Origin of the sequence: Methanolobus profundi (assembly GCF_900114835.1) — an archaeon.
GTDB classification, from domain to species: Archaea; Halobacteriota; Methanosarcinia; order Methanosarcinales; family Methanosarcinaceae; genus Methanolobus; species Methanolobus profundi.
This window is the reverse complement of the sequence record NZ_FOUJ01000003.1, coordinates 381043-399803: the sequence shown is the minus strand read 5'-3', so window position 1 is coordinate 399803 and position 18761 is coordinate 381043. Positions and strand designations below refer to the sequence as shown.

General features: G+C 41.1%; 15 protein-coding genes. 8 read left to right on the top strand and 7 right to left on the bottom strand.

What is annotated here, in order from left to right; all coding sequences use genetic code 11:
* Positions 1-49: 49 nt before the first annotated feature.
* The 5 genes from BM008_RS09265 to BM008_RS09245 all read left to right on the top strand — a co-directional run bounded on the left by BM008_RS09265 (position 50) and on the right by BM008_RS09245 (position 10164).
* Positions 50-6328, top strand: coding sequence for an S-layer protein domain-containing protein (locus BM008_RS09265; RefSeq protein ID WP_143072328.1), 6279 nt, complete (start codon positions 50-52; stop codon positions 6326-6328).
* Positions 6329-6471: 143 nt separating this feature from the next.
* The gene (gene endA / locus BM008_RS09260; protein WP_091936270.1) at positions 6472-7530 is read left to right on the top strand and encodes a tRNA-intron lyase; all 1059 of its coding nucleotides are present in this window, start codon (positions 6472-6474) and stop codon (positions 7528-7530) included.
* A 74-nt stretch (positions 7531-7604) separates the two neighbouring features.
* Positions 7605-7997 (top strand): DUF2209 domain-containing protein, encoded by a 393-nt coding sequence (locus BM008_RS09255; protein ID WP_091936268.1) that lies wholly within the window; start codon positions 7605-7607, stop codon positions 7995-7997.
* A 33-nt stretch (positions 7998-8030) separates the two neighbouring features.
* On the top strand, positions 8031-9281 hold the full coding sequence (gene hflX / locus BM008_RS09250) for a GTPase HflX (RefSeq protein WP_091936360.1): 1251 nt from the start codon (positions 8031-8033) through the stop codon (positions 9279-9281).
* 211 nt (positions 9282-9492) lie between these two features.
* Positions 9493-10164, top strand: coding sequence for a CehA/McbA family metallohydrolase (locus BM008_RS09245; RefSeq protein ID WP_091936267.1), 672 nt, complete (start codon positions 9493-9495; stop codon positions 10162-10164).
* 16 nt (positions 10165-10180) lie between these two features.
* On the opposite strand, the gene BM008_RS09240 is transcribed toward BM008_RS09245, so the two are convergent.
* The 5 genes from BM008_RS09240 to BM008_RS09220 all read right to left on the bottom strand — a co-directional run bounded on the left by BM008_RS09240 (position 10181) and on the right by BM008_RS09220 (position 14990).
* Positions 10181-10888 (bottom strand): dihydromethanopterin reductase (acceptor), encoded by a 708-nt coding sequence (locus tag BM008_RS09240; protein WP_091936265.1) that lies wholly within the window; start codon positions 10886-10888, stop codon positions 10181-10183.
* A gap of 46 nt (positions 10889-10934) precedes the next feature.
* Positions 10935-11522 (bottom strand): DUF447 domain-containing protein, encoded by a 588-nt coding sequence (locus BM008_RS09235; RefSeq protein ID WP_091936263.1) that lies wholly within the window; start codon positions 11520-11522, stop codon positions 10935-10937.
* Positions 11522-12478 carry a triphosphoribosyl-dephospho-CoA synthase gene (locus BM008_RS09230; protein ID WP_091936261.1) on the bottom strand — a complete coding sequence of 319 codons (957 nt, stop codon included), beginning with the start codon at positions 12476-12478 and terminating at the stop codon, positions 11522-11524. The genes BM008_RS09235 and BM008_RS09230 overlap by 1 nt, the downstream gene beginning before the upstream one ends.
* A 6-nt stretch (positions 12479-12484) precedes the next feature.
* Entirely contained in the window at positions 12485-13627 is a 1143-nt protein-coding gene (locus BM008_RS09225; protein ID WP_091936259.1) for a methanogenesis marker 9 domain-containing protein, read from the bottom strand.
* Between the two features lie 91 nt (positions 13628-13718).
* Complete coding sequence (locus BM008_RS09220) at positions 13719-14990, bottom strand: Glu/Leu/Phe/Val family dehydrogenase (RefSeq protein ID WP_091936258.1); 1272 nt, start codon at positions 14988-14990, stop codon at positions 13719-13721.
* Positions 14991-15195: 205 nt separating this feature from the next.
* Here BM008_RS09220 and BM008_RS09215 point away from each other — a divergent pair, with 205 nt between their 5' ends.
* Positions 15196-15402, top strand: coding sequence for a hypothetical protein (locus BM008_RS09215; protein ID WP_091936257.1), 207 nt, complete (start codon positions 15196-15198; stop codon positions 15400-15402).
* A 93-nt stretch (positions 15403-15495) separates the two neighbouring features.
* Here the strand turns inward: BM008_RS09215 and BM008_RS09210 are convergent, their stop codons facing one another.
* Positions 15496-17088 carry a glutamate synthase-related protein gene (locus tag BM008_RS09210; RefSeq protein WP_091936256.1) on the bottom strand — a complete coding sequence of 531 codons (1593 nt, stop codon included), beginning with the start codon at positions 17086-17088 and terminating at the stop codon, positions 15496-15498.
* Between the two features lie 378 nt (positions 17089-17466).
* On the opposite strand from BM008_RS09210, the gene BM008_RS09205 reads away from it, so the two are divergent.
* Together BM008_RS09205 and BM008_RS15230 are read left to right on the top strand one after the other, a co-directional pair.
* Positions 17467-18018: a TMEM165/GDT1 family protein gene (locus BM008_RS09205; protein ID WP_091936255.1), complete on the top strand. Its 552-nt coding sequence runs from the start codon at positions 17467-17469 to the stop codon at positions 18016-18018.
* Between the two features lie 173 nt (positions 18019-18191).
* Positions 18192-18323, top strand: coding sequence for a hypothetical protein (locus BM008_RS15230; protein WP_281246273.1), 132 nt, complete (start codon positions 18192-18194; stop codon positions 18321-18323).
* Positions 18324-18345: 22 nt separating this feature from the next.
* Here the strand turns inward: BM008_RS15230 and BM008_RS09195 are convergent, their stop codons facing one another.
* Positions 18346-18570 carry a hypothetical protein gene (locus BM008_RS09195; RefSeq protein WP_091936253.1) on the bottom strand — a complete coding sequence of 75 codons (225 nt, stop codon included), beginning with the start codon at positions 18568-18570 and terminating at the stop codon, positions 18346-18348.
* Positions 18571-18761: the final 191 nt, after the last annotated feature.

The window sequence follows — 18761 nt, the reverse complement described above, 5'->3', positions numbered from 1 at the left end:
TAATTAATGTTATATACAAAGAAACTATTTTTTAATTGGTGGTAATTAGTTGAAGATCTGTACTTATAAAACGATATTTTTTATTTTGATGTGTCTATCTTTCATACTTCTGACTGGAAATGCAATAGCTGTAAATGTAACCGTTGATTGTAATGGCACAGGAGATTATACTTCAATTCAATCTGCTATAGACAATGCAAGTTCCGGTGATTCCATTATCGTAATGCCGGGAATATATGCTGAGAACCTGTTGGTGGATAGGTCGGTTTCAATCGCTTCTGGCTCAGGGAATCCAGAAGATACGGTGATCCAGCCTTCCAATCTCACTGAAAAACTGATAAGCATAAATGCAGACAATGTAGTGGTTAATGGCTTTACTGTAACTGGTGCCAATGCGTCAAAGGCTATGTTCCTCTATGAATCTTCTGGATGTTTGATAGAGAACAATATAGTTAGCTCAAACAAATATGGAATATACCTGAACAACTCTGATAATAATGAGGTTGTTAACAATACCCTGCTTTCAAACAACTTTATAGGTCTCTGTCTTTTTGAAAGTGATGACAATTCTGTTCGTTCGACTTATTCATCAGGCAATTTCATTGGTTTTGATCTGGTAAGTTCATGTAATAATATTCTCTCAGATAATACACTCGAAAGTGATGGGGTCTATGGGATATACTTCCATCAATATTCACATGACAATTCCATATTGCACAATAATATTAGCAATACTTATGATTTTGAACCTCTTGGAGCAAGTACTTTAATTTCAGCAAGTATGGAACCTATCTCATCAAATGAGAACAAAGAATTCGATGTATATCTTTTTGCAGATAGCAGCCAAAAAATGCTGAACGAATTCTCAATTTCTGAGTATGATCAGTCATCAACAAGCACCGCTCCTGGTGTATATGGTGGGCTTGGTCTATTTCTTAACAAGGATAATACGGGGAACATAATAGTAAGCAATGTTGTTGAGAACAGTTACATTCGTGGAATGTACTTTGGATACGGTTCTTCAGGAAATATTATTTATGACAATTACTTCAGTAATACAGATAATTTCTATCAGTACTACAACAATACCAATATCTGGAATATAACCCTAACACCAGGTGAAAATATTGCAGGTGGCCCATATCTTGGGGGAAATTGCTGGACCAATCCTTCAGGTACGGATTTCAGTCAGACGCATGTGGATCTAAATGATGATGGGATATGTGATGGGTCGTATGCGATCGATTCGTACAATGTAGACGAGTTACCACTTTACTCTTATCAGAATCTACTTCCAGAAGCTTCAATATTCTCAATTTCACCGGGTTATGTAAAGACCGGTGAGTTAGTTCACTTTGCAGGAATTGGTATCGATCATGATGGATACATTCAGGAATATAACTGGAGATCAAGTATAGATGGAGAACTGAGCAATGACGCTTATTTCACTGCAAACACTCTATCACCAGGAAATCATACTATCTATTGCAAAGTAAAGGATAATGATGATGAATGGTCTGCTGAAGTATCGGAATTATTGATTGTTGAAAATGACAATGAGGCATATATCAGAAGTCAGGTATATAATGGAACTGACCTTCAGACTCTTATTGGTCAGAATGCAGTATATGTTGAAAATGGTAACTATGCTATTGAGATAAATTCCTCTAATTTCGGAGCATTCAATTATGACCTTAATACTGATGCAGGCAGTGAATTCTTAAGAATATTCAATTATACCAATATTAGCGGATCATCGGATGGCAGGACCATTGAAGAAGGGCAGATATTGTATAATACAAGCATACTTCAGGTAGCATATGAGGCAGATTTTGATAATGAAGAGGTGTATGGTTCGACATATCCTACCACCTATCCATCAATAGGATTCTTTGGTGAGAGATATGTATCACTTTCTGATGAAAATCCAGATGAAATTGTAAAATTACTTTTAGATAGTGACGATAAATATGTAATTAGAAAGAGTTTTGCTTTAGAGCTCCCGGAAGGGTATGCGCTTACTGCAAAACAAATAGATGTTGAAGGAGATAAAGTCTGGATGGAACTATCCCAAAATGGAGAGTTTCTAGAAGATGAAGTTATCGATATTTCTGGTGGTCCTGCAACATGGGAGTATGATTTGGATATTGGTGATGAAGATAATGTCATCGTTTTTAGATTACTTATTACTGATCTATTCGCGGGACAAGTCGATGACCTTGTAGTTGTTGAAGGTATATGGTTAGTTGATTTTGAAAATATTATCAATGTAGAAGCGGGATATACATTCAATGAAATGGAAGTCCTAATGGTTGATTCCAATTTAATAACAATGACTAATTTGAATTCCTTGTACTTGCAAAAAGATAAAAATCTACAATTGGCAAACAATCTATTCTTCAAAATTGCTGATGATAATGACCTTCGTTTCTGCCTTATCAAAATAAATAACCATAATATGAGTTATTATTCGTACAGATCGGGATATTATTATATACCAAGTCATACCGCAACTGGCCCTGATTCATTTGACTATTCTAACTTTGCAGGATTTTACTATAATTTAGATGAAAATATTTCTACAGAGAAATTGGTTATCAAACAACCATTGGGCGATTTACAACGTACTATTGACTCAGGTAACATCACATATACTACTACAATTCATAACATTAATTTCTCATGTAATGAATTGAATTCAGATAATGAAAAGTATGAAGTCTTGGGAATGTTTGGAAAGACCTACGTACCTTTAGAATCTAATAATCCTGGAAAACTGATGCAATTGCTCCTTGATACAAACAAAGAATATCTTCTTTGTGCAGGAGACAAAATTGAACTTACGAATGGATATGGGCTACACTATAGGTCGTATGATCTTGACAATAATCAATTTACAATTGAACTTTTAAAAGGCAATAATGTTTACGATGAAAACTTCAGCAAACAAATAGTACTGGATGAAGTATCAGGTGATGCAACCTGTGAGTTTAGAACCAATGTAATTGGCATTGACGATGTTCTTGTAATGAAAATTCATCTGAGAACAGTAGAGAATAGTCCAGTATCAGGACAACTTATTGTTGACGGAATCTGGCTTGCTGACTACTTAGATGTAATTGGAATTTATAATCTAGAAGAATTTGGGAATTTCTATGCAACAATCTGCAATAACTCGATCATATTCGTGAATGAAGATGAACTGAGTTTAACATCTAATAAACGCCTTGAGCTTGCAGATGGATTGTATATAGAAGTTGCAAAAAATGATTCGTTAAGTTATTGCTTACTTAGGGAAGAAAGTATTACAGACAATAATCAATTATTGGATATTGATTCTTCTTTATCTGAGCAAATTATCAGTTATCGAGGAGATATCCCTGTTTTTGACATAAATGCAAGCGACTATGTAAATATTACATGGTATCTTGATGGAAAATATGAACAAATCAACCAATCGGTAATAACGGCCTCATACTATCCCACAATTTCCGATTCGGGAATTCATTCCATTACTGCTGTTGTTTCAAATGAAAATGATACAGCAATTATGAAATGGAAATGGAACATTGTTGTTCCATATTTCCCAACGTATCCTGCAGGAATGGATGTTGAAATCAGAAGCCCTGTATATGATAGTCAAGAAATATCATCAATTGAAACTAATGGAAAGTATATTGAGATAAATGGATCTAACTTTGCAGGCTTCTACTATGACATAGATAAGAATATATCAACTGAAATATTGAGAATCTACAACATAACCGCTATTAACGGTTCAAATTTAACAGGTTGGACTATTAATGAAGGGGAAGTACAATATTCTACTACAATATCTCAAGTAGACTATGCAGCCAATTTTGCAGATGAAAATTCATTTGAAAATAACCAGACATATCCAGGATTTTGTCTTTTTGGAGACTTTTTTGTACCAATTTCAGACACTAATCCAGGAAAGTTGACTAAATTACTTGTTGATTCAGATGACAAATATACTCTTAGAAATAATTCGACAATTGAGCTCACTAATAATTATGCTATTACTGCAAAAATGATTGATGTTGAACATAACAAAGTATGGATGGAATTCACTAAAGATGGTGAGTCCATTGCATCTGAAATAATCGATGTTAGTGATGGTTCAGTTACATGGGAATATTGCGTTGATATACCTGAACAAAATGATATAGTAGTTTTCAGATTACTAGTAACTGATGTATTCCAGGGCCAGATCGATGGACTTGCGGTAGTAGGAGGCATCTGGATTCGTGATTATAAGAGTGACTGGTTGGAGATCGAAGAAGGAGACGAGTTTGGAGAGCTTGAAGTTGCTGAAGTAAACACAAATTCTATTTCCATGTATAACTTTGAACAACTAAATTTAACGTCTAATTCAGAAGTATATCTTGGTGAAGGATTTGACTTCAAAGTTGCGAACTCAGATGAACCATCTTTCTATTTAAAAGAGGATATTCTGTCCTCTGAAAACTATGAAGTTCGTGGAACAGTAATCTCAGGTCCATTTTCGTGGTATGATGAACTATCTTGGGATTACAAGGATTTTGCCGGATTTGTATATGATTTAGATACTAATATTGGTACGGAACGGTTATCAATTACGCATCCATGGATATATTCTAACTCTGAATCCTCTACAATTGAATTTGAGTATATGTGGTATGAAACATCACCGGTTCAGATAGACTATAAAGCAGACTTTGACCCAGAAAATAATGAAGTGAACAATATGACCTATACATTGATAGGTTTATTTGGAGACAGATATGTATCTTTTAATGACACTGTGCCTTCTAAACTGGCCAGATTGATCATTGATTCTGATTCGGAGTATACTCTTAATATAGGTTCACCACTGGAATTGCCACTAGGTTATGAATTGATCGTAACCGATGTCGATACCAACACCACAGCTAATATTGAAATTCGCAAAGATGGCGAAATGTTGTTCATTCAGAACGTTAGCAGTTCAACAGATGAATTAACCTGGGAATACAAAACTGATGTCGGACCTCTTGAGAATATCACAGTTTTCCGCACAAATATTAATGAGATAAAATCCACTTCATCTGATAGCTATATTATACTGAGTGGTATATGGCTGGTTGGTTATGATGATTATTTTGATGTAAAAAGTAGAGATACCTATGGAGTGTTTATGGTCGACACCGTATGGACAGAAATTAGAATGTTCAATTACAAGATCATCACTCTTGATAAAGGTTCAGATGTTGACCTTGCAGATGATATTAAACTTAGAGTGGCAGATACGGATACATGGATTTTTTACCCTTACAGAGAGTATGAAATAACAGTAAATAAAAATAATCAGATACCATCGGTATCAGATTTTGTTATTTCTTCCAACACTTTAAACTACGGATCATCTGTGACCTTCTCAGGAAACGGAACCGATCAAGATGGCTCCATAGTTGCCTGCAACTGGCGTTCTAATATCGATGGTCAGTTGAGCACAGAGCTGAGTTTCACATCTTCTGATCTTTCAGTAGGCAATCACACAATTTACTTCAAGGTCAAGGATGACAATGGTGACTGGTCCGATGAGAACTCAGAAAATATCCTGGTAAATCCCGTTTCACCTACTACTTCAACATCCACCAGCTCCGGCGGCGGTGGCGGAGGAGGCGGTGGTGGAGGCACCACAGGCGAACTCTACGAGAACATCGCATTCAAGGACGTAAGATCCGAGTTCGTGACAAAGGACTCTGTCACATCCTATGACTTTACGGATGAGGACAACGAATTAGAATACATCCAGTTCACAGCTTCCCGAAACTGGGGACAGATATCTGCAACTGTGGAGTGTCTGCATGATACATCTGCCCTTGTGGATAAGGAACCAGAAGGAACGGTCTATCGCAATCTCAATATATGGGTCGGGAAATCAGGTTTCTCTGAGAACATAGAGGATTGTGTCATAGGTTTCAAGGTCAGTAAGGAATGGCTTGCAGAGAATGAGGTTGATGAAGGTAGCGTAAGACTTCTTCATTATTCTGATGGAGAATGGGAAGAGCTTGATACTGAACTTGTTGATGAGGATGATGAGTATCTTCACTTTAAAGCAACGACATCGGGATTCTCTCCGTTTGCGATAGTAGGTGATTCAAAACTAGGGTCAGTTGATCAGGGAGATACAGAAATATCAACAGGATCTGCGGACGATGAGGCAGTATCAACTGATAATCTGGAAGGACCAGCTTCAAAGAGCATTCCTGCATTCGAAGGTGTTGTATCTATACTCGCGTTCCTGCTTGCAGGCTACTGTATGGCCCACAGGAAGAAGGGCTGATGCCAATCTTCCTTTTATTTTTCAATCAGAAACGTTCATTTAGAATATCCTTTATTTTTCACTCCACTATGGTTAAATAGGTAGTACCATATTTGAACCCATATACATTGTATCAATATTCTTATTCAATTCAGGTGAACTTTTTGATCGGAAAACTTGTCAAAGATAGGGTAAAGTCCGGGAAGCAGGCTATCAATGAGCTTTATAACACCGGATACTATGGGCGTCCAAAGGGCGATGTTCTTGAACTCACATTAGTTGAGGCAGCATATCTGCTTTATAAGAACAAGCTTGAGATAACTCTGGATGACAGGACCCTTGGTTTTGAGGAGTTCTTCACCGAAGCATCAAAAAGACAGCAGTTCTTCGAATTGAAATACATCGTTTACAAGGATCTCCGTGAGAGAGGTTATTATGTGCAGCCAAGCGTAACGGATTTCAGGGTATACCCAAGAGGTGGACATCCGGGTAAGACCCAGGCAAAGATGTTCGTCTATGTCAGGTCCGAACGCGTGCCAATGCTCCTAAATGATCTGATCTCCCAGTACAATGCTGCACTGAACGTTCGCAAACAGATGGTGCTTGCTATCGTTGATGAAGAAAGTGATCTCACATATTATGAGGTCAAAAAGGCCGACATAAAAGGTAATATGGCTACATCTCTTCCAGGAGATAGCACGATCCCTGCTACCATGCTTGAGGACCGTGTGCTTATCTGGGATGAACAGGCATCACACCTGCTCCATGAGAACGGATTCTATGGTAAACCATTGGACAATGAACGTCTGCAGCTATCGCTTGTTGAATCTGCATATCTGCTGGAACAGGGAGTTATAGAGATAAAGGACAGTGTAAAGGAAGATATGGTCGACCTGACACAATTCTCTGAAATGGCCTATTCTATTGAACCTGATTTCATGCGAAAGTACAACACCTATGTCGATCTTCGCAGCAGGGGTTTTGTTCCAAAGACAGGTTTCAAGTTCGGTACGCATTTCAGGGTCTACAATGAAGTGCAGTCTATCAGCAAACTTCCTCACTCCGAGTATCTCATCCATGCTATTCCTCAGGACTATGAGTTCTTCCTCCCTGTAATGTCAAGGGCTGTAAGACTTGCTAACAGTGTCAGGAAGCAGATGTTATATGCTGTGGAATATGCCAGTGGTATCGAGTATGTCGATATTGGCAGGATAAAGATGTAATTTCAGATCAAGATCAGATATTATCTCTATGAACTGCTCAAATTTATATAATATCGCCGACTTTGCTTTAGCAGATGTTTGATATAATTGCAGTGGACATTTCAGGACGCCATAAGGTAAAGGACGGATACTTCATGGTGTGTGCTGCTGTCTCTGCTTCAGTTACTGCAGACCATGTGGAGAAAGTGAACCAGATCGCTATAAGGACATTCAGGAGCAGGTCCGCACCTGAGGTTCCTGATGTTGTAAAGATGGTGGAAGAAACCGTTTCCGAACTGAAGTTCAGCGGGACCCTAGTTACAGAAGCAGGTGATTTCTACAATAAGCCCCAATGGTTAATTGATAGTATGTTCTCTCATGAACTTAAATATCAGGAATCCTTGAGCGAAAGAAGATGTATCGAGATCGCTCATCATGTTTCTCTCAGCTCAAGAAAACTACTTCTCAAAGAACTGGATATCCAGTGAAATAAGGGGTCCATGCAGGAACCCGGGATGTCGATGATGCGTGCTATTCTGGTAAAAAGAAATGAACCCCGGTCTGAAGATGAGAAGAACGAGCTTCAGATGAATGAGCTAAGAGAGCTTGCAGGAGCCGCAGGTTATGAGATAATTGGTGAACTTACACAGACCAGGCATCCTGACAGAAAGTACCATCTTGGAAGGGGCAAGGTCGAAGAGCTGGCACAGATAGTGGCTGACCTCAGGCCGGATAAGGTCATTTTCCATAACCCACTCACAACAATGCAGATATACAATATATCTGAGACATGTCGCTGCGAAACTATCGATAAGTTCCAGCTTATCCTTGAAATATTCGCTACCAGGGCTACCACACACCGTTCAAAGTTACAGGTGGAACTTGCAAGACTGGAATATGAACTCCCTCGTGCCAGGGCTGTAATATCCCTCTTGAAGAAAGATGAAAGACCTGGTTTCATGGGACTTGGTGGTTATGAGGACTCTTACGCACAGGATGTAAAGAACCGGATGATACGCATCAGGAAAGAACTTGAGACCATACAGAAGGACAATGAAACCCTCAGGGCTCACAGGCATTCCCGTGGCTTCTCTCTTGTTGCACTTGCAGGATATACCAATGCTGGAAAAAGCACTCTTTTCAATGCACTTGTGGATGAGGCTGTAGAGTCAAAAGATATGTTGTTCACAACATTGCTTCCCACGACCCGGTCGCTGAATGTGCAGGGTCGTGATGTTCTTCTCACAGATACCGTTGGTTTTATCGAAGATCTCCCTCACTGGATGGTCGATGCTTTCAGGTCAACTCTTGATGAGATATTCCTTGCTGATGTTGTTCTTCTTGTTGTGGATTCATCTGAACCATTGGAGCTCATACGCAAGAAATTGCTTGTCTGTCATGAGACAATGTGGGACCAGTTGCAAGATGTTGGTATTGTAACAGTTTTCAATAAAATGGACATGATATCCGAAGAGGAACTTCAGGAACGCATGTTAAGTCTTGGTTATCTGGCACCGGATCCGGTAGCTGTCTCTGCGAGGACCGGTATGGGTTTCGATGAACTTAAGGCCAGTATACATGACCTGCTTCCTGAGTGGAAGCGCATCACCCTGTCATTCCCTATGTCAGAGGAAGCTATGTCTCTTGTAGCATGGATATTTGAGGAGGGTGTTGTCCACAGTGTCAACTATGAAGATGGTATATCGATCGATCTTGAAGCACGGGATAAGATAATTAACAAAGCTATCTCTTTGGTGAAAACGTTATCCTGAGATACTTTTCATTTAATAGTAAATAATTTTATAGCTGGCGATATATATATATGCGATAAGGTCGTTAGTACATTTGCGAACGGTGCTAACTTCTCTAATGTACCACCAATCCTATCCAACCACCCAACCACCAAAATTCTATTGCCCGTTCGCAACTCCTATCCAACTTTTTTAAAATATCTTTATTAACTCTGAGGACTATGGTATTTGCATGAAGTTCGATCTTCACGTCCATTCCTGTTATTCAAAGGATAGCAATGCCAGTCTTGATGATATTCTCGAACATGCGGTCAGGAACGGACTGGATGGTCTTGCCATATGTGACCATGACCGAATAGAAGGCGGTTTCGCCTGTTCCAAAAGAGCAAAGGAGATCGGCTCCAAACTTATTATCATACCGGGTGTGGAGGTCAGCTCTTCAAAAGGACATATCCTTGCTCTTGGTATAAATGAACCGATCGAGTCCGGACTAACTCCTGAGGAAACGATAAAAAGAGCACGTCAGCAGGGTGCTGTTGTGATAATCCCTCATCCTTTCAAACTGACATCACATGGTATAGGCTATATAGAAGGTCTGGATGCTGATGCCATAGAGGTTCTCAATTCCCGTTGTGTGACCGATGGTCCCAATAAAAAGGCTAAGGAAGCTGCCATTGATCTTGGTTTTCCAATGGTGGGTGGTAGTGATTCCCATGAGGCTGAAATGGTTGGTAGATCATACACCGAGATCCATGTCGATGAGAGAAGTGTTGGATCGGTTCTTGATGCTATACGTGCGGGACGCACCAGCCCTGGAGGTTGTAAGACACCTGTATCCTTTGTGGTAAAACAGATGTTCATCGGACATCTGAATAAACTTGGAAGAAAGCTGGGAATTAGATAAAAGATGAACTGTATGTTCACAGTATATCTTTAAGTATATCCAGTATATCCTCTGGTTTCTCAAGTACAGTTATACCTTCAAGTTCTTTGATGATCTCAACGTTCCTTGCATCGATATCCCTTACTTTCAGTTCCACAGGTCCGCCTTTGATGGCATTGAAGTTACAGAGATCTTTGCATATTGCACATCCGGTACATTTGAGCAGATCGATCTGGTCTGTGATCGCATTGTTGGGACAGTTATCCCTGGGCGGACATGGGTCACATTTCTGGCAAAGCTCCCTTGCGATGCCGAACGGAAGTTCCGATATGACAACACCTGCTATATCTACAGGGACGACATAGACAGGCACTCCTCCTTTTACTGCCTGTGCAACTGCATTGCTGACAAGTGAGTCTGCGGTACCGTGTGCAATTTTGGATACGGTATTTGATGTTGCAGGGGTGATGATAAGTGCATCATATTTGTCAAGCAGAAAACGCCCGGTCTTTGGCCAGCTCTTTCCTTGCTGTGTCTCAAGGAATACCTCTTCCAGATATTCACCGCAGGATATCTTTTCCAGTTCATCTTCCAGTCCGTACATTCTGACAACCTCTTCGGCTGCACTGGAAAGGAAAGTATTCACTCTGACATCATGTTCACTTTTTATCTGGCTGAATATCCCAAAACTGGATGTAAGGAAATGGCCTGCTCCGGTAATTCCCCATGCTATCGTTTTTGTCATAGGGGAAAAATAGTTCTTTTCTTATTAATACTCTTTTCATTGAGTATCAGAGATAAGCGTAAAGCAACTTCATTGCCTCTTTCTCGTCATCTCCGCCGCATTTTTCCACGATGTCACCGTATGCCTTTATCAGTCTGAGGTACTTGTCCTCGCCTGTGAGCTGGTATCTGGTGGCATGTATGCATGCTTCGATGACCCCGAAAAGACCACGGTTAGGAGCTCTCAGGATACATTTGTCGATATGTGTCCTTATGGGTATGAGCTCTGTGACCATTGCCTCTGATGTGAGCTTTGTGTTGGTGCACTCAAAAGCTATCCAGCACTGTGCTTCTTTTAGTGAGACTAAATTCTTACCATTGAAGTGTTCTGTTTCAAAATCAGAGTCCTCAAGGTCTGTAAAAGTAGAATTCACAAAAACGATAGGGTCCCATGTTATATTTGCAACGATCATCTTCTCGGAAAGAACGTTCTTGTAGGTAGTTGAACCTTTGAACAAACGCAGAAAAAGCTTGTCCTTTTTGCGTATGATACCCATGGGAGCAGCATTAGGTGTCCATCCATGATTGGTTGTGACTATTGTCTCTGATATGCCTTCATAAATACCAAAATCATCAAGGTTCAGGTTCTTAAGCATTAGGATCTGACTCCTGTAAGCAGTGAAATGAACAGACCGGCAATAACAATATCAGCTGTGGATCCCGGATTTATTCTCTTTTCAAGAAGTTCTCTGTCCAGTTCCTCTATTAGAGGTAATGCAGTAATAAAGTTCTCATTGCTAGTATATATCTTTTCTACTATTGCCTTTGCTTTTGCTGATACTTCCAGTGCTGTTTCGGTATCGGTTTTAGTGCTGATGAATGTGTCCTCGTTCTCTGAAAGTATCTTCAGGAATGTATAGACTGTGATATTGTTGATGTCTGCTTCTATTTTAGGAGCAAGCAGTCCGTTCATCCCGTCGATGATGATCTCAGCACATTGTGCACATCTCTTAAAACCGGTTACCCATTCATTGGCGATGATGTCGTAACCTCTGGCAACATCCATGAGCTTGTAAAGGGTCATATCCTTCTCGTTAAGCTCATCGATAGCTTCACTGTTCTGGAGGTCGAACTCGTCAACAGGGTTCACCTTTACCCCTGCTGCATCGAAACAACTGTAAAAGTTAACCGAGTCGGTGGTATCAGTATTCTTTACGATCCTGTATGCACATTCTATGAGTTGCTGGATCGTAAAGGTCTCGTCTTCTTCGAATATCTCTCCACATGCCATTGCCAGTGGGACGAGCAGAATGAATGCTCCAAAGTGTGTGTTACCACCACTTTGCCAGTTCACACTCTCGGTGGCAGCCTTTTTGATGAACCTGCCAACACCTTTCGTGTTCGATGATGCTTCCTCTATAACAGGATAGACAGCTGTAGCTGAGCTGAGGAAATGTTCGTAACGTGTATCCTCATAGTCATCATGCCTGTCAACGTTTCCAGGTTTTGGATAGGCTGATACTTCCAGGCACATGGCAAGCTGAGCACAGCGTGCAACATAGGCTGCAAGAGGATAGTGTCCTCTGTCTATTGTATAAAGTGCATCTTTCATGTCTGTTTATTTCTTAGCGTTGACAGGCTTTTTAGCATGGTCAAGTATGTGATCAGCAAGCTCTTTCTTGAGGTTCATGTATTCGGAATCTGAAACACCGAGTGTTTCCAGAACTCCATCCCTGAGATAGCATGGCTTTGAGATCTTACAGCACCATACAAGGCTGCCAAAGCATGTACTGTCCCCATATTCGAGCATTGTTCCTTTTGCAAATTCCATCTTGGTATCTGCAAATTCCTGTGCGTTGTATCCAAGTTTATCGATCACATTATGAACAGGGCATGGTTTTACAGGCATACAACAGAAAGCAAGTCCTCTGAGGTCTCCTTCTCCTCTGCAAACATGTTTTGGTGCGTTGTACCATCCAACATCTTCCTGCTGAGCTGAGATCATATTCACAAGGTTGGTGATAAGACCGTCATTCTCAAGGACTCCTCTTGCAACAGATACCATTTCAGCACCTCTTGAGAACATGTCCTTTGCAGCATCGATATCAGTCACGGAGTTATTGCATATGATGAACATCCTTGTAGAGTCACGGATATCCTTTATGAGCTTAAGATCGGCACCTGCACCTTCTTTCATTGCATCGAGGTGAAGTATATCAGCACCAGCGTTCTCGAGTTGCTGTACAAGTTCTATATCATCCACTACATTGGCACGTACTTTGACAGAGAGTGTTACTCCTGTTTCCTTTATCTGACCTATCCAGTCACAGAGCTTTGGCAGGTCTGCAAGCAATGCCTGTCCTGTACCGATATCTGTCATTTCTTTCTGTCTGCAATGTGCATCGATCTCAAGGATCGCACCTGCTTCCTTAGCAACCTTTGCAGCTTCAACGAGTGGCTCAACTGTTGTGCTCCTGACATTAACTGCTACAACAGGTCCTGGATTTACTGCATTGATCTCATTTTCGATGAGCTTCAGTGGTTCTTCTGACTCGAATTCCTCTCTGCCCCTTGCAACGATCTCAGATGCTGCCTTTTGTGTTGCTTCATCGAGGTTGTATCCTCCAAGTATCACAAGCCCTGCATCCTTTGCTTTCTCGTTAGCAAAACTACTATCGGTCACTCCACCCATTGGCGCAAGTGCAATGGGATTCCTAAAAGAGATATCTCCTACCTTAATATTGAATAGATCATCAGACACGTTTTTACCTCAGGTAAATATCAATTGTGTTATCGGTCATATATGTCGCTGAATAATGGCTGGTTCTATTATTAATATAACGCTTTATCAGTTACAGATTCCCTCTTAGCCTTTCAGCATGCAATATGCTCCTGACCGCAAATTGCAGAGCTGCTTTTCTCATGCTGCATTTTTCGTCGGCACATATATTGTGCGTATTTGCAAAGGCTGTCGTCATTGTATACTTGAGCCTCTCCAGTACTTTTTCTTCTTTCCAGTAATCCTGGTTGAGGTTCTGTATCCATTCGAAATAGCTTACGACCACTCCGCCAGCATTTGCCAGAATATCAGGTATCACCATTATGCCCATTTCCGCCAGAAGCCTGCTTGCCTCAAGGGTCGTAGGCGCATTTGCCAGCTCAAGTATTATCTTTGCCTTTATATCTGCTGCATTATCCTTTCCTATCTGCTTTGAAAGGGCTGCCGGGATAAGTATGTCACAATCGGATACTAGCAGTTCTTCGTTACTTATCTCTGTAGTATCAGGGAAACCAAGTACAGATCCTGTCTGTTCCTTGTGTTCCATGAGCTTGAGTATGTCGATACCGTTCACATTACGGATCCCACCACTGGAATCACTGATGGCACAGATCCGGTATCCTTTTTCATGAAGTATCTTTGCAGCGTTCCTGCCAACATTCCCAAAGCCCTGGATAGCTACACAGGGGGATCTCATTTCCTGTTCGATCGTCTGTAATGCTTCCTCAAGTACATAGACCCCTCCCAGTGCCGTGGAAATTCTCCTTACCTGACTGCCACCCAGTTCGATCGGCTTGCCGGTGACAATAGCAGGAACATGCCTTCCTCTTATTCGTTCGAACTCATCCAGTATCCAGACCATGACCCTCTCATCTGTATATGCATCAGGTGCCGGTATATCTTTGAACGGGCCCATTATGTCCGAGACCTCGCGGACGTAAGCTCTTGTTATGCGCTCCAGTTCTCCTCTGCTTATCTTCTTCGTATCAACGATAATGCCACCTTTTGATCCGCCAAAGGGTATGTTCACAAGGGCACATTTGATAGCCATCAGAAATGCAAGGTTCTTTAGTCCATCCAGGTCAAGTTCAGGGTGGTATCTGATGCCGCCCTTTGTAGGTCCTCTGGCATCATTGTACTGGACCCTGTGGCCGATGAACATCTTTGTTTCACCTGAGTCCATATGGACCGGAAAATGTACGGTGAAGGTACGTTTTGGCATATCGAGCAGATCTATCTCTTCAGGAGAAAGGACAAGCGTCTCATAAACATTCTCCAGCTCCATCATACACATGTTACATGTATTCATGCTGTCAAAGTGGATTCTTTCGATATTGTTCTGCATAACTAATGTACCCCCGGGAAAAATGTCTATTTGATGTTGTTATGCTAATCTACTAAAAGATATCGTAAAGATAAGCTATCTCTAAAGGGTGTTGTTATGTATACTTTCATTTCTCTGTAACTCAAAGACTATATACTATCAATACAAACATTTCAAATAACCATAGATTCAACCCTGTGGTAGATAAAAATGTGGAGGTAAATTCATGAACTGTATCGTTTGTGGTATTGAAAGTGAAACAAAATATTGTAATGAGTGCGGCAAGGTAATGGATGAGGTTATCAGGACTGTTGGGGAGAAACGCTGGAATGCAATTGATGATTGTTCTTTCATCTATCCCATGGTGCTCAGGGTTGCCAAAGGTGAATTTACAGTTCACGACATAATCCAGGCATTGGAAGTTGAGGATTGAGCAACTTCTTTTATATTTAATTTTTAATGAATGATGTTTATCATTCAAAAATAAAAAAAGGGATGTAAGTTTACACTTACATGCTCATTTTGTTTATCCGTCAAGTATCTCTTCTGCAATATCCCTGTAGGCATTCATCACATAAGATATCCCGGAGATCTTTGCTGCTTCTTCTGTAAGTGCCATGAGATCCTTACGTGAGAGTGTAGATGTGTTGAATCTCCTGGAACCAGCCATGAGCTGCTGCAGACCGACCTTTGTCTTTTGAGCATAGGAATAGATACCGATGGCACCCAGTGGTATGTCATTGATCTCATTTCCGTAACGCTCTTCGAGTTCCTCGTAGTGCACGAAGATCTCTTCCTTCCTGTGTCCGAACTCAGACACTGTCTTTGGAAGGTCGCCATCCTCAAGCCACTTTCCGATGTTCTTGCCTACCATTCCAGGGATCATGAGTCCACGTCCCATACATACTGCCTTGAAGTATGGTGCACCCATTGCCATTACCTTGTAGATCCCATCCTCAGTGGAGAATCCACCGGCCATTGCAAGGTCAGGTACTCTCTTGCCCTTTGCACTGAGCTTTTCTGCAAATTCATAGACCAGTGACTGCAGGTAGAATGTTGGCGTTCCCCATTCCTCCATCATTGGCCATGGGCTCATTCCTGTTCCACCAGGAGCACCGTCATAGGTGAGCAGATCGATCTTTGCATCGGAGCTGTACTTAATGGCCATTGCTGTCTCAGCCATGGAGTATGCACCGGTCTTCAGGGTTATACGTTTGAAACCAAGGTCTCTTAACCTGTCACATTCTGCGTGGAATCCCTCTTCAGTAACAAAACCAAGTCTGGAGTGTCTCTCGAATTCCCTTATAGCACCTACCTTGTATGCTTCCTGTACCGATGCCAGTTCCGGGTCGGGGGTTACGATATACCCTCTTTTCTTGAGCTCGATGGCACGGTCAAGATCTCTTACCTTGATCTCTCCGCCGATACATTTTGCACCCTGTCCCCATTTGAGTTCGATCGTATCCATCTCATGCTTGCTTGAAAGGTATTCTGCAACACCGAGATTCGTGTCCTCTACATTCATCTGGACCAGCATTTCACCGTAGCCATCATAGAACTTCCTGTAAAGCTCGATCCTACGGTCCATTTCCGGGGATTCGGTAACAAGTCCGTCTCCACCTCTTTTAAGGCCGGGATCGATACCACATACATTCTCACCACATACGATGGTGACACCTGAAATTGCTGCACCGATCGCAAAGTGTTCCCAGTTCTTCCTTGCGATATCTGTGGAACCAAGTGCTCCTGTGAATATGGGGACCTTCATCTTTACTTTCTTACTCCAGCCGTACTCGGTCTCAGTACTGACATTTGGGAACCTCGCTGTTTCAGGTCCCGGTACCATATCCTCTGGCATGCCGATAGCTCCAACGGCATATCCCTGTATGTTCAGATGTGAGTAATCGATCGGATAGTTCTTGTCCGCACCGGCGGTCACTTCTCCGAAAGGTCCGGGGTACAGTACTTCACGTCCCCTGAAAGAAGATTTGAATATTTCGCAGTTTCCACGACATCCGTCCACACAACGTGTACAGAGCCCTGACATCGGTACTACACTCTTGGACCTGTTAAAGGTCTGAGTGGCATCATTTGCATTTGGTTGCCTAAGGTTACCCATGCTGTCACTTCCTCTATTCTATAATACTATTGTTACAGGCCGGTCTTCCTACCTCCGCCCTGTTCCTAACCATCTGGATAGTAATAGTAGGATAACGGTTGGCTTGTGCATTTATATAAAGTTTCTTATTTTCCAGTGTATATTTGGTGCTAATATCGCTATTCAGCAGCCTCTTGCCTACTGTTAGTATTTATTTGTATTTGTGTATCTGATAATTTGGATATTAATTATAAATATATATTTTGCCCTGACATGTATGCTGCATATGTATCCTGGGATGGCCATTGATCCATTCCTTAGTTCTCTGTTCGCTCATGATAATTCCAGAGGCATGGCTATCCGGGATATTTTAAATACTAAGTTGGTGATGTATCTCACATGATATCGGACATCATCATCCCATTTCTGTTAGTGGGGCTTGCTGAACTTGGTGATAAGACCCAGCTTGCAGTTCTTGTCCTGTCCACAAAGACAAGGAAGTATACATCATTGCTTGCAGGGGTAATGCTGGCATTTATCGTGACAGATGGTCTTGCGATCCTCCTTGGGAATTTTATCGCAAATCGGATCCCTATGGATTATGTTCGCATAGGTGCAGGCATATTGTTCATTATCTTTGGTCTGACAACTCTTTTGAAAAGAGAAGATGATGACGATGATGGGACATATGAACTTAAAAGTCCTTTCATTTCTGGTTTTGGTCTTATACTGGTATCTGAGATGGGTGATAAGACCCAGCTTGCATCAGCTCTTTTTGCCACACAGTATGATCCTGTACTTGTGTTCATAGGTGTCATATTAGCATTGCTGCTTCTTTCCTCGATGGCTGTATATGTTGGAAAGATGCTCATGGAGAGGATCAACAAAAGGACTATCTCTACAGCTGCAGGTATCCTGTTCATTGTTATCGGTGCGTCGTTCTTCATTTGAAGTACGGCGATAACACCTCTATTTTCAGCAGTTGAAACATAAATTAATAAATCAGGAGTTTCTACTTTATTCAGGGAGGTTTTATCATAGTACATATACTCAGATGCAAGGACCTTGGGTTCAATGATGATTTCATTGTAATAGACAACGATCCTAAAAAAGCTAAGGAAAGAATGATCGAACATGTGATGGATAAGCACAAGGAAGAGTTCGATGAACTATCAGACTTCCATCAGGAAGAGATCATCTCTAAAGTTGACTACCTGCTTAACCGTGGCTGCGGCTGTGGTGTGCTCAAGCTTTGATAAGAACAATTTTCCTTCTTTTTTACAAAGGTCCACTCTTTTTTGATCTCGCAACAACATAAAGTGTAGCTATTATTAGCGGGATCCCTATGCCAAGTAAGAGTGTACCATATCCATGTTCTGATGTGGCGATCCCATTATCTGCGAGCAGTCCTGCTTCGTTTCCGGCAACTGCACCTGAGAACAGGAACAAGAGCATTACTGTCAATATAGTGATACCAGCCACTAGAAATATTTTATATTTCATGCCAACCAGATAAACGTTTCATTGGATCATTTATAAATATTATGGTTTATAGGGAAGTAATTTAGTATGCTATTGTATTTTAAAAAGCTGTTGTAATTTTTAATTAGTTATTAAACAGAACAGCTTAGAATTGAGCTCTGATGTTATTCATCTCGTTATCACAAGATATATATCAGTTGAATATACTGTCT

Excerpts from the sequence above, each read along its gene's own strand:
- BM008_RS09255 (WP_091936268.1), top strand. The coding sequence starts at position 7,605 with ATGTTTGATATAATTGCAGTGGACATTTCAGGACGCCATAAGGTAAAG.
- hflX (WP_091936360.1), top strand. The coding sequence starts at position 8,031 with ATGATGCGTGCTATTCTGGTAAAAAGAAATGAACCCCGGTCTGAAGAT.
- BM008_RS09245 (WP_091936267.1), top strand. The coding sequence starts at position 9,493 with ATGAAGTTCGATCTTCACGTCCATTCCTGTTATTCAAAGGATAGCAAT.
- BM008_RS09240 (WP_091936265.1), bottom strand. The coding sequence starts at position 10,888 with ATGACAAAAACGATAGCATGGGGAATTACCGGAGCAGGCCATTTCCTT.
- BM008_RS09235 (WP_091936263.1), bottom strand. The coding sequence starts at position 11,522 with ATGCTTAAGAACCTGAACCTTGATGATTTTGGTATTTATGAAGGCATA.
- BM008_RS09230 (WP_091936261.1), bottom strand. The coding sequence starts at position 12,478 with ATGAAAGATGCACTTTATACAATAGACAGAGGACACTATCCTCTTGCA.
- BM008_RS09220 (WP_091936258.1), bottom strand. The coding sequence starts at position 14,990 with ATGCAGAACAATATCGAAAGAATCCACTTTGACAGCATGAATACATGT.
- BM008_RS09215 (WP_091936257.1), top strand. The coding sequence starts at position 15,196 with ATGAACTGTATCGTTTGTGGTATTGAAAGTGAAACAAAATATTGTAAT.
- BM008_RS09210 (WP_091936256.1), bottom strand. The coding sequence starts at position 17,088 with ATGGGTAACCTTAGGCAACCAAATGCAAATGATGCCACTCAGACCTTT.
- BM008_RS09205 (WP_091936255.1), top strand. The coding sequence starts at position 17,467 with ATGATATCGGACATCATCATCCCATTTCTGTTAGTGGGGCTTGCTGAA.
- BM008_RS15230 (WP_281246273.1), top strand. The coding sequence starts at position 18,192 with ATGATCGAACATGTGATGGATAAGCACAAGGAAGAGTTCGATGAACTA.
- BM008_RS09195 (WP_091936253.1), bottom strand. The coding sequence starts at position 18,570 with ATGAAATATAAAATATTTCTAGTGGCTGGTATCACTATATTGACAGTA.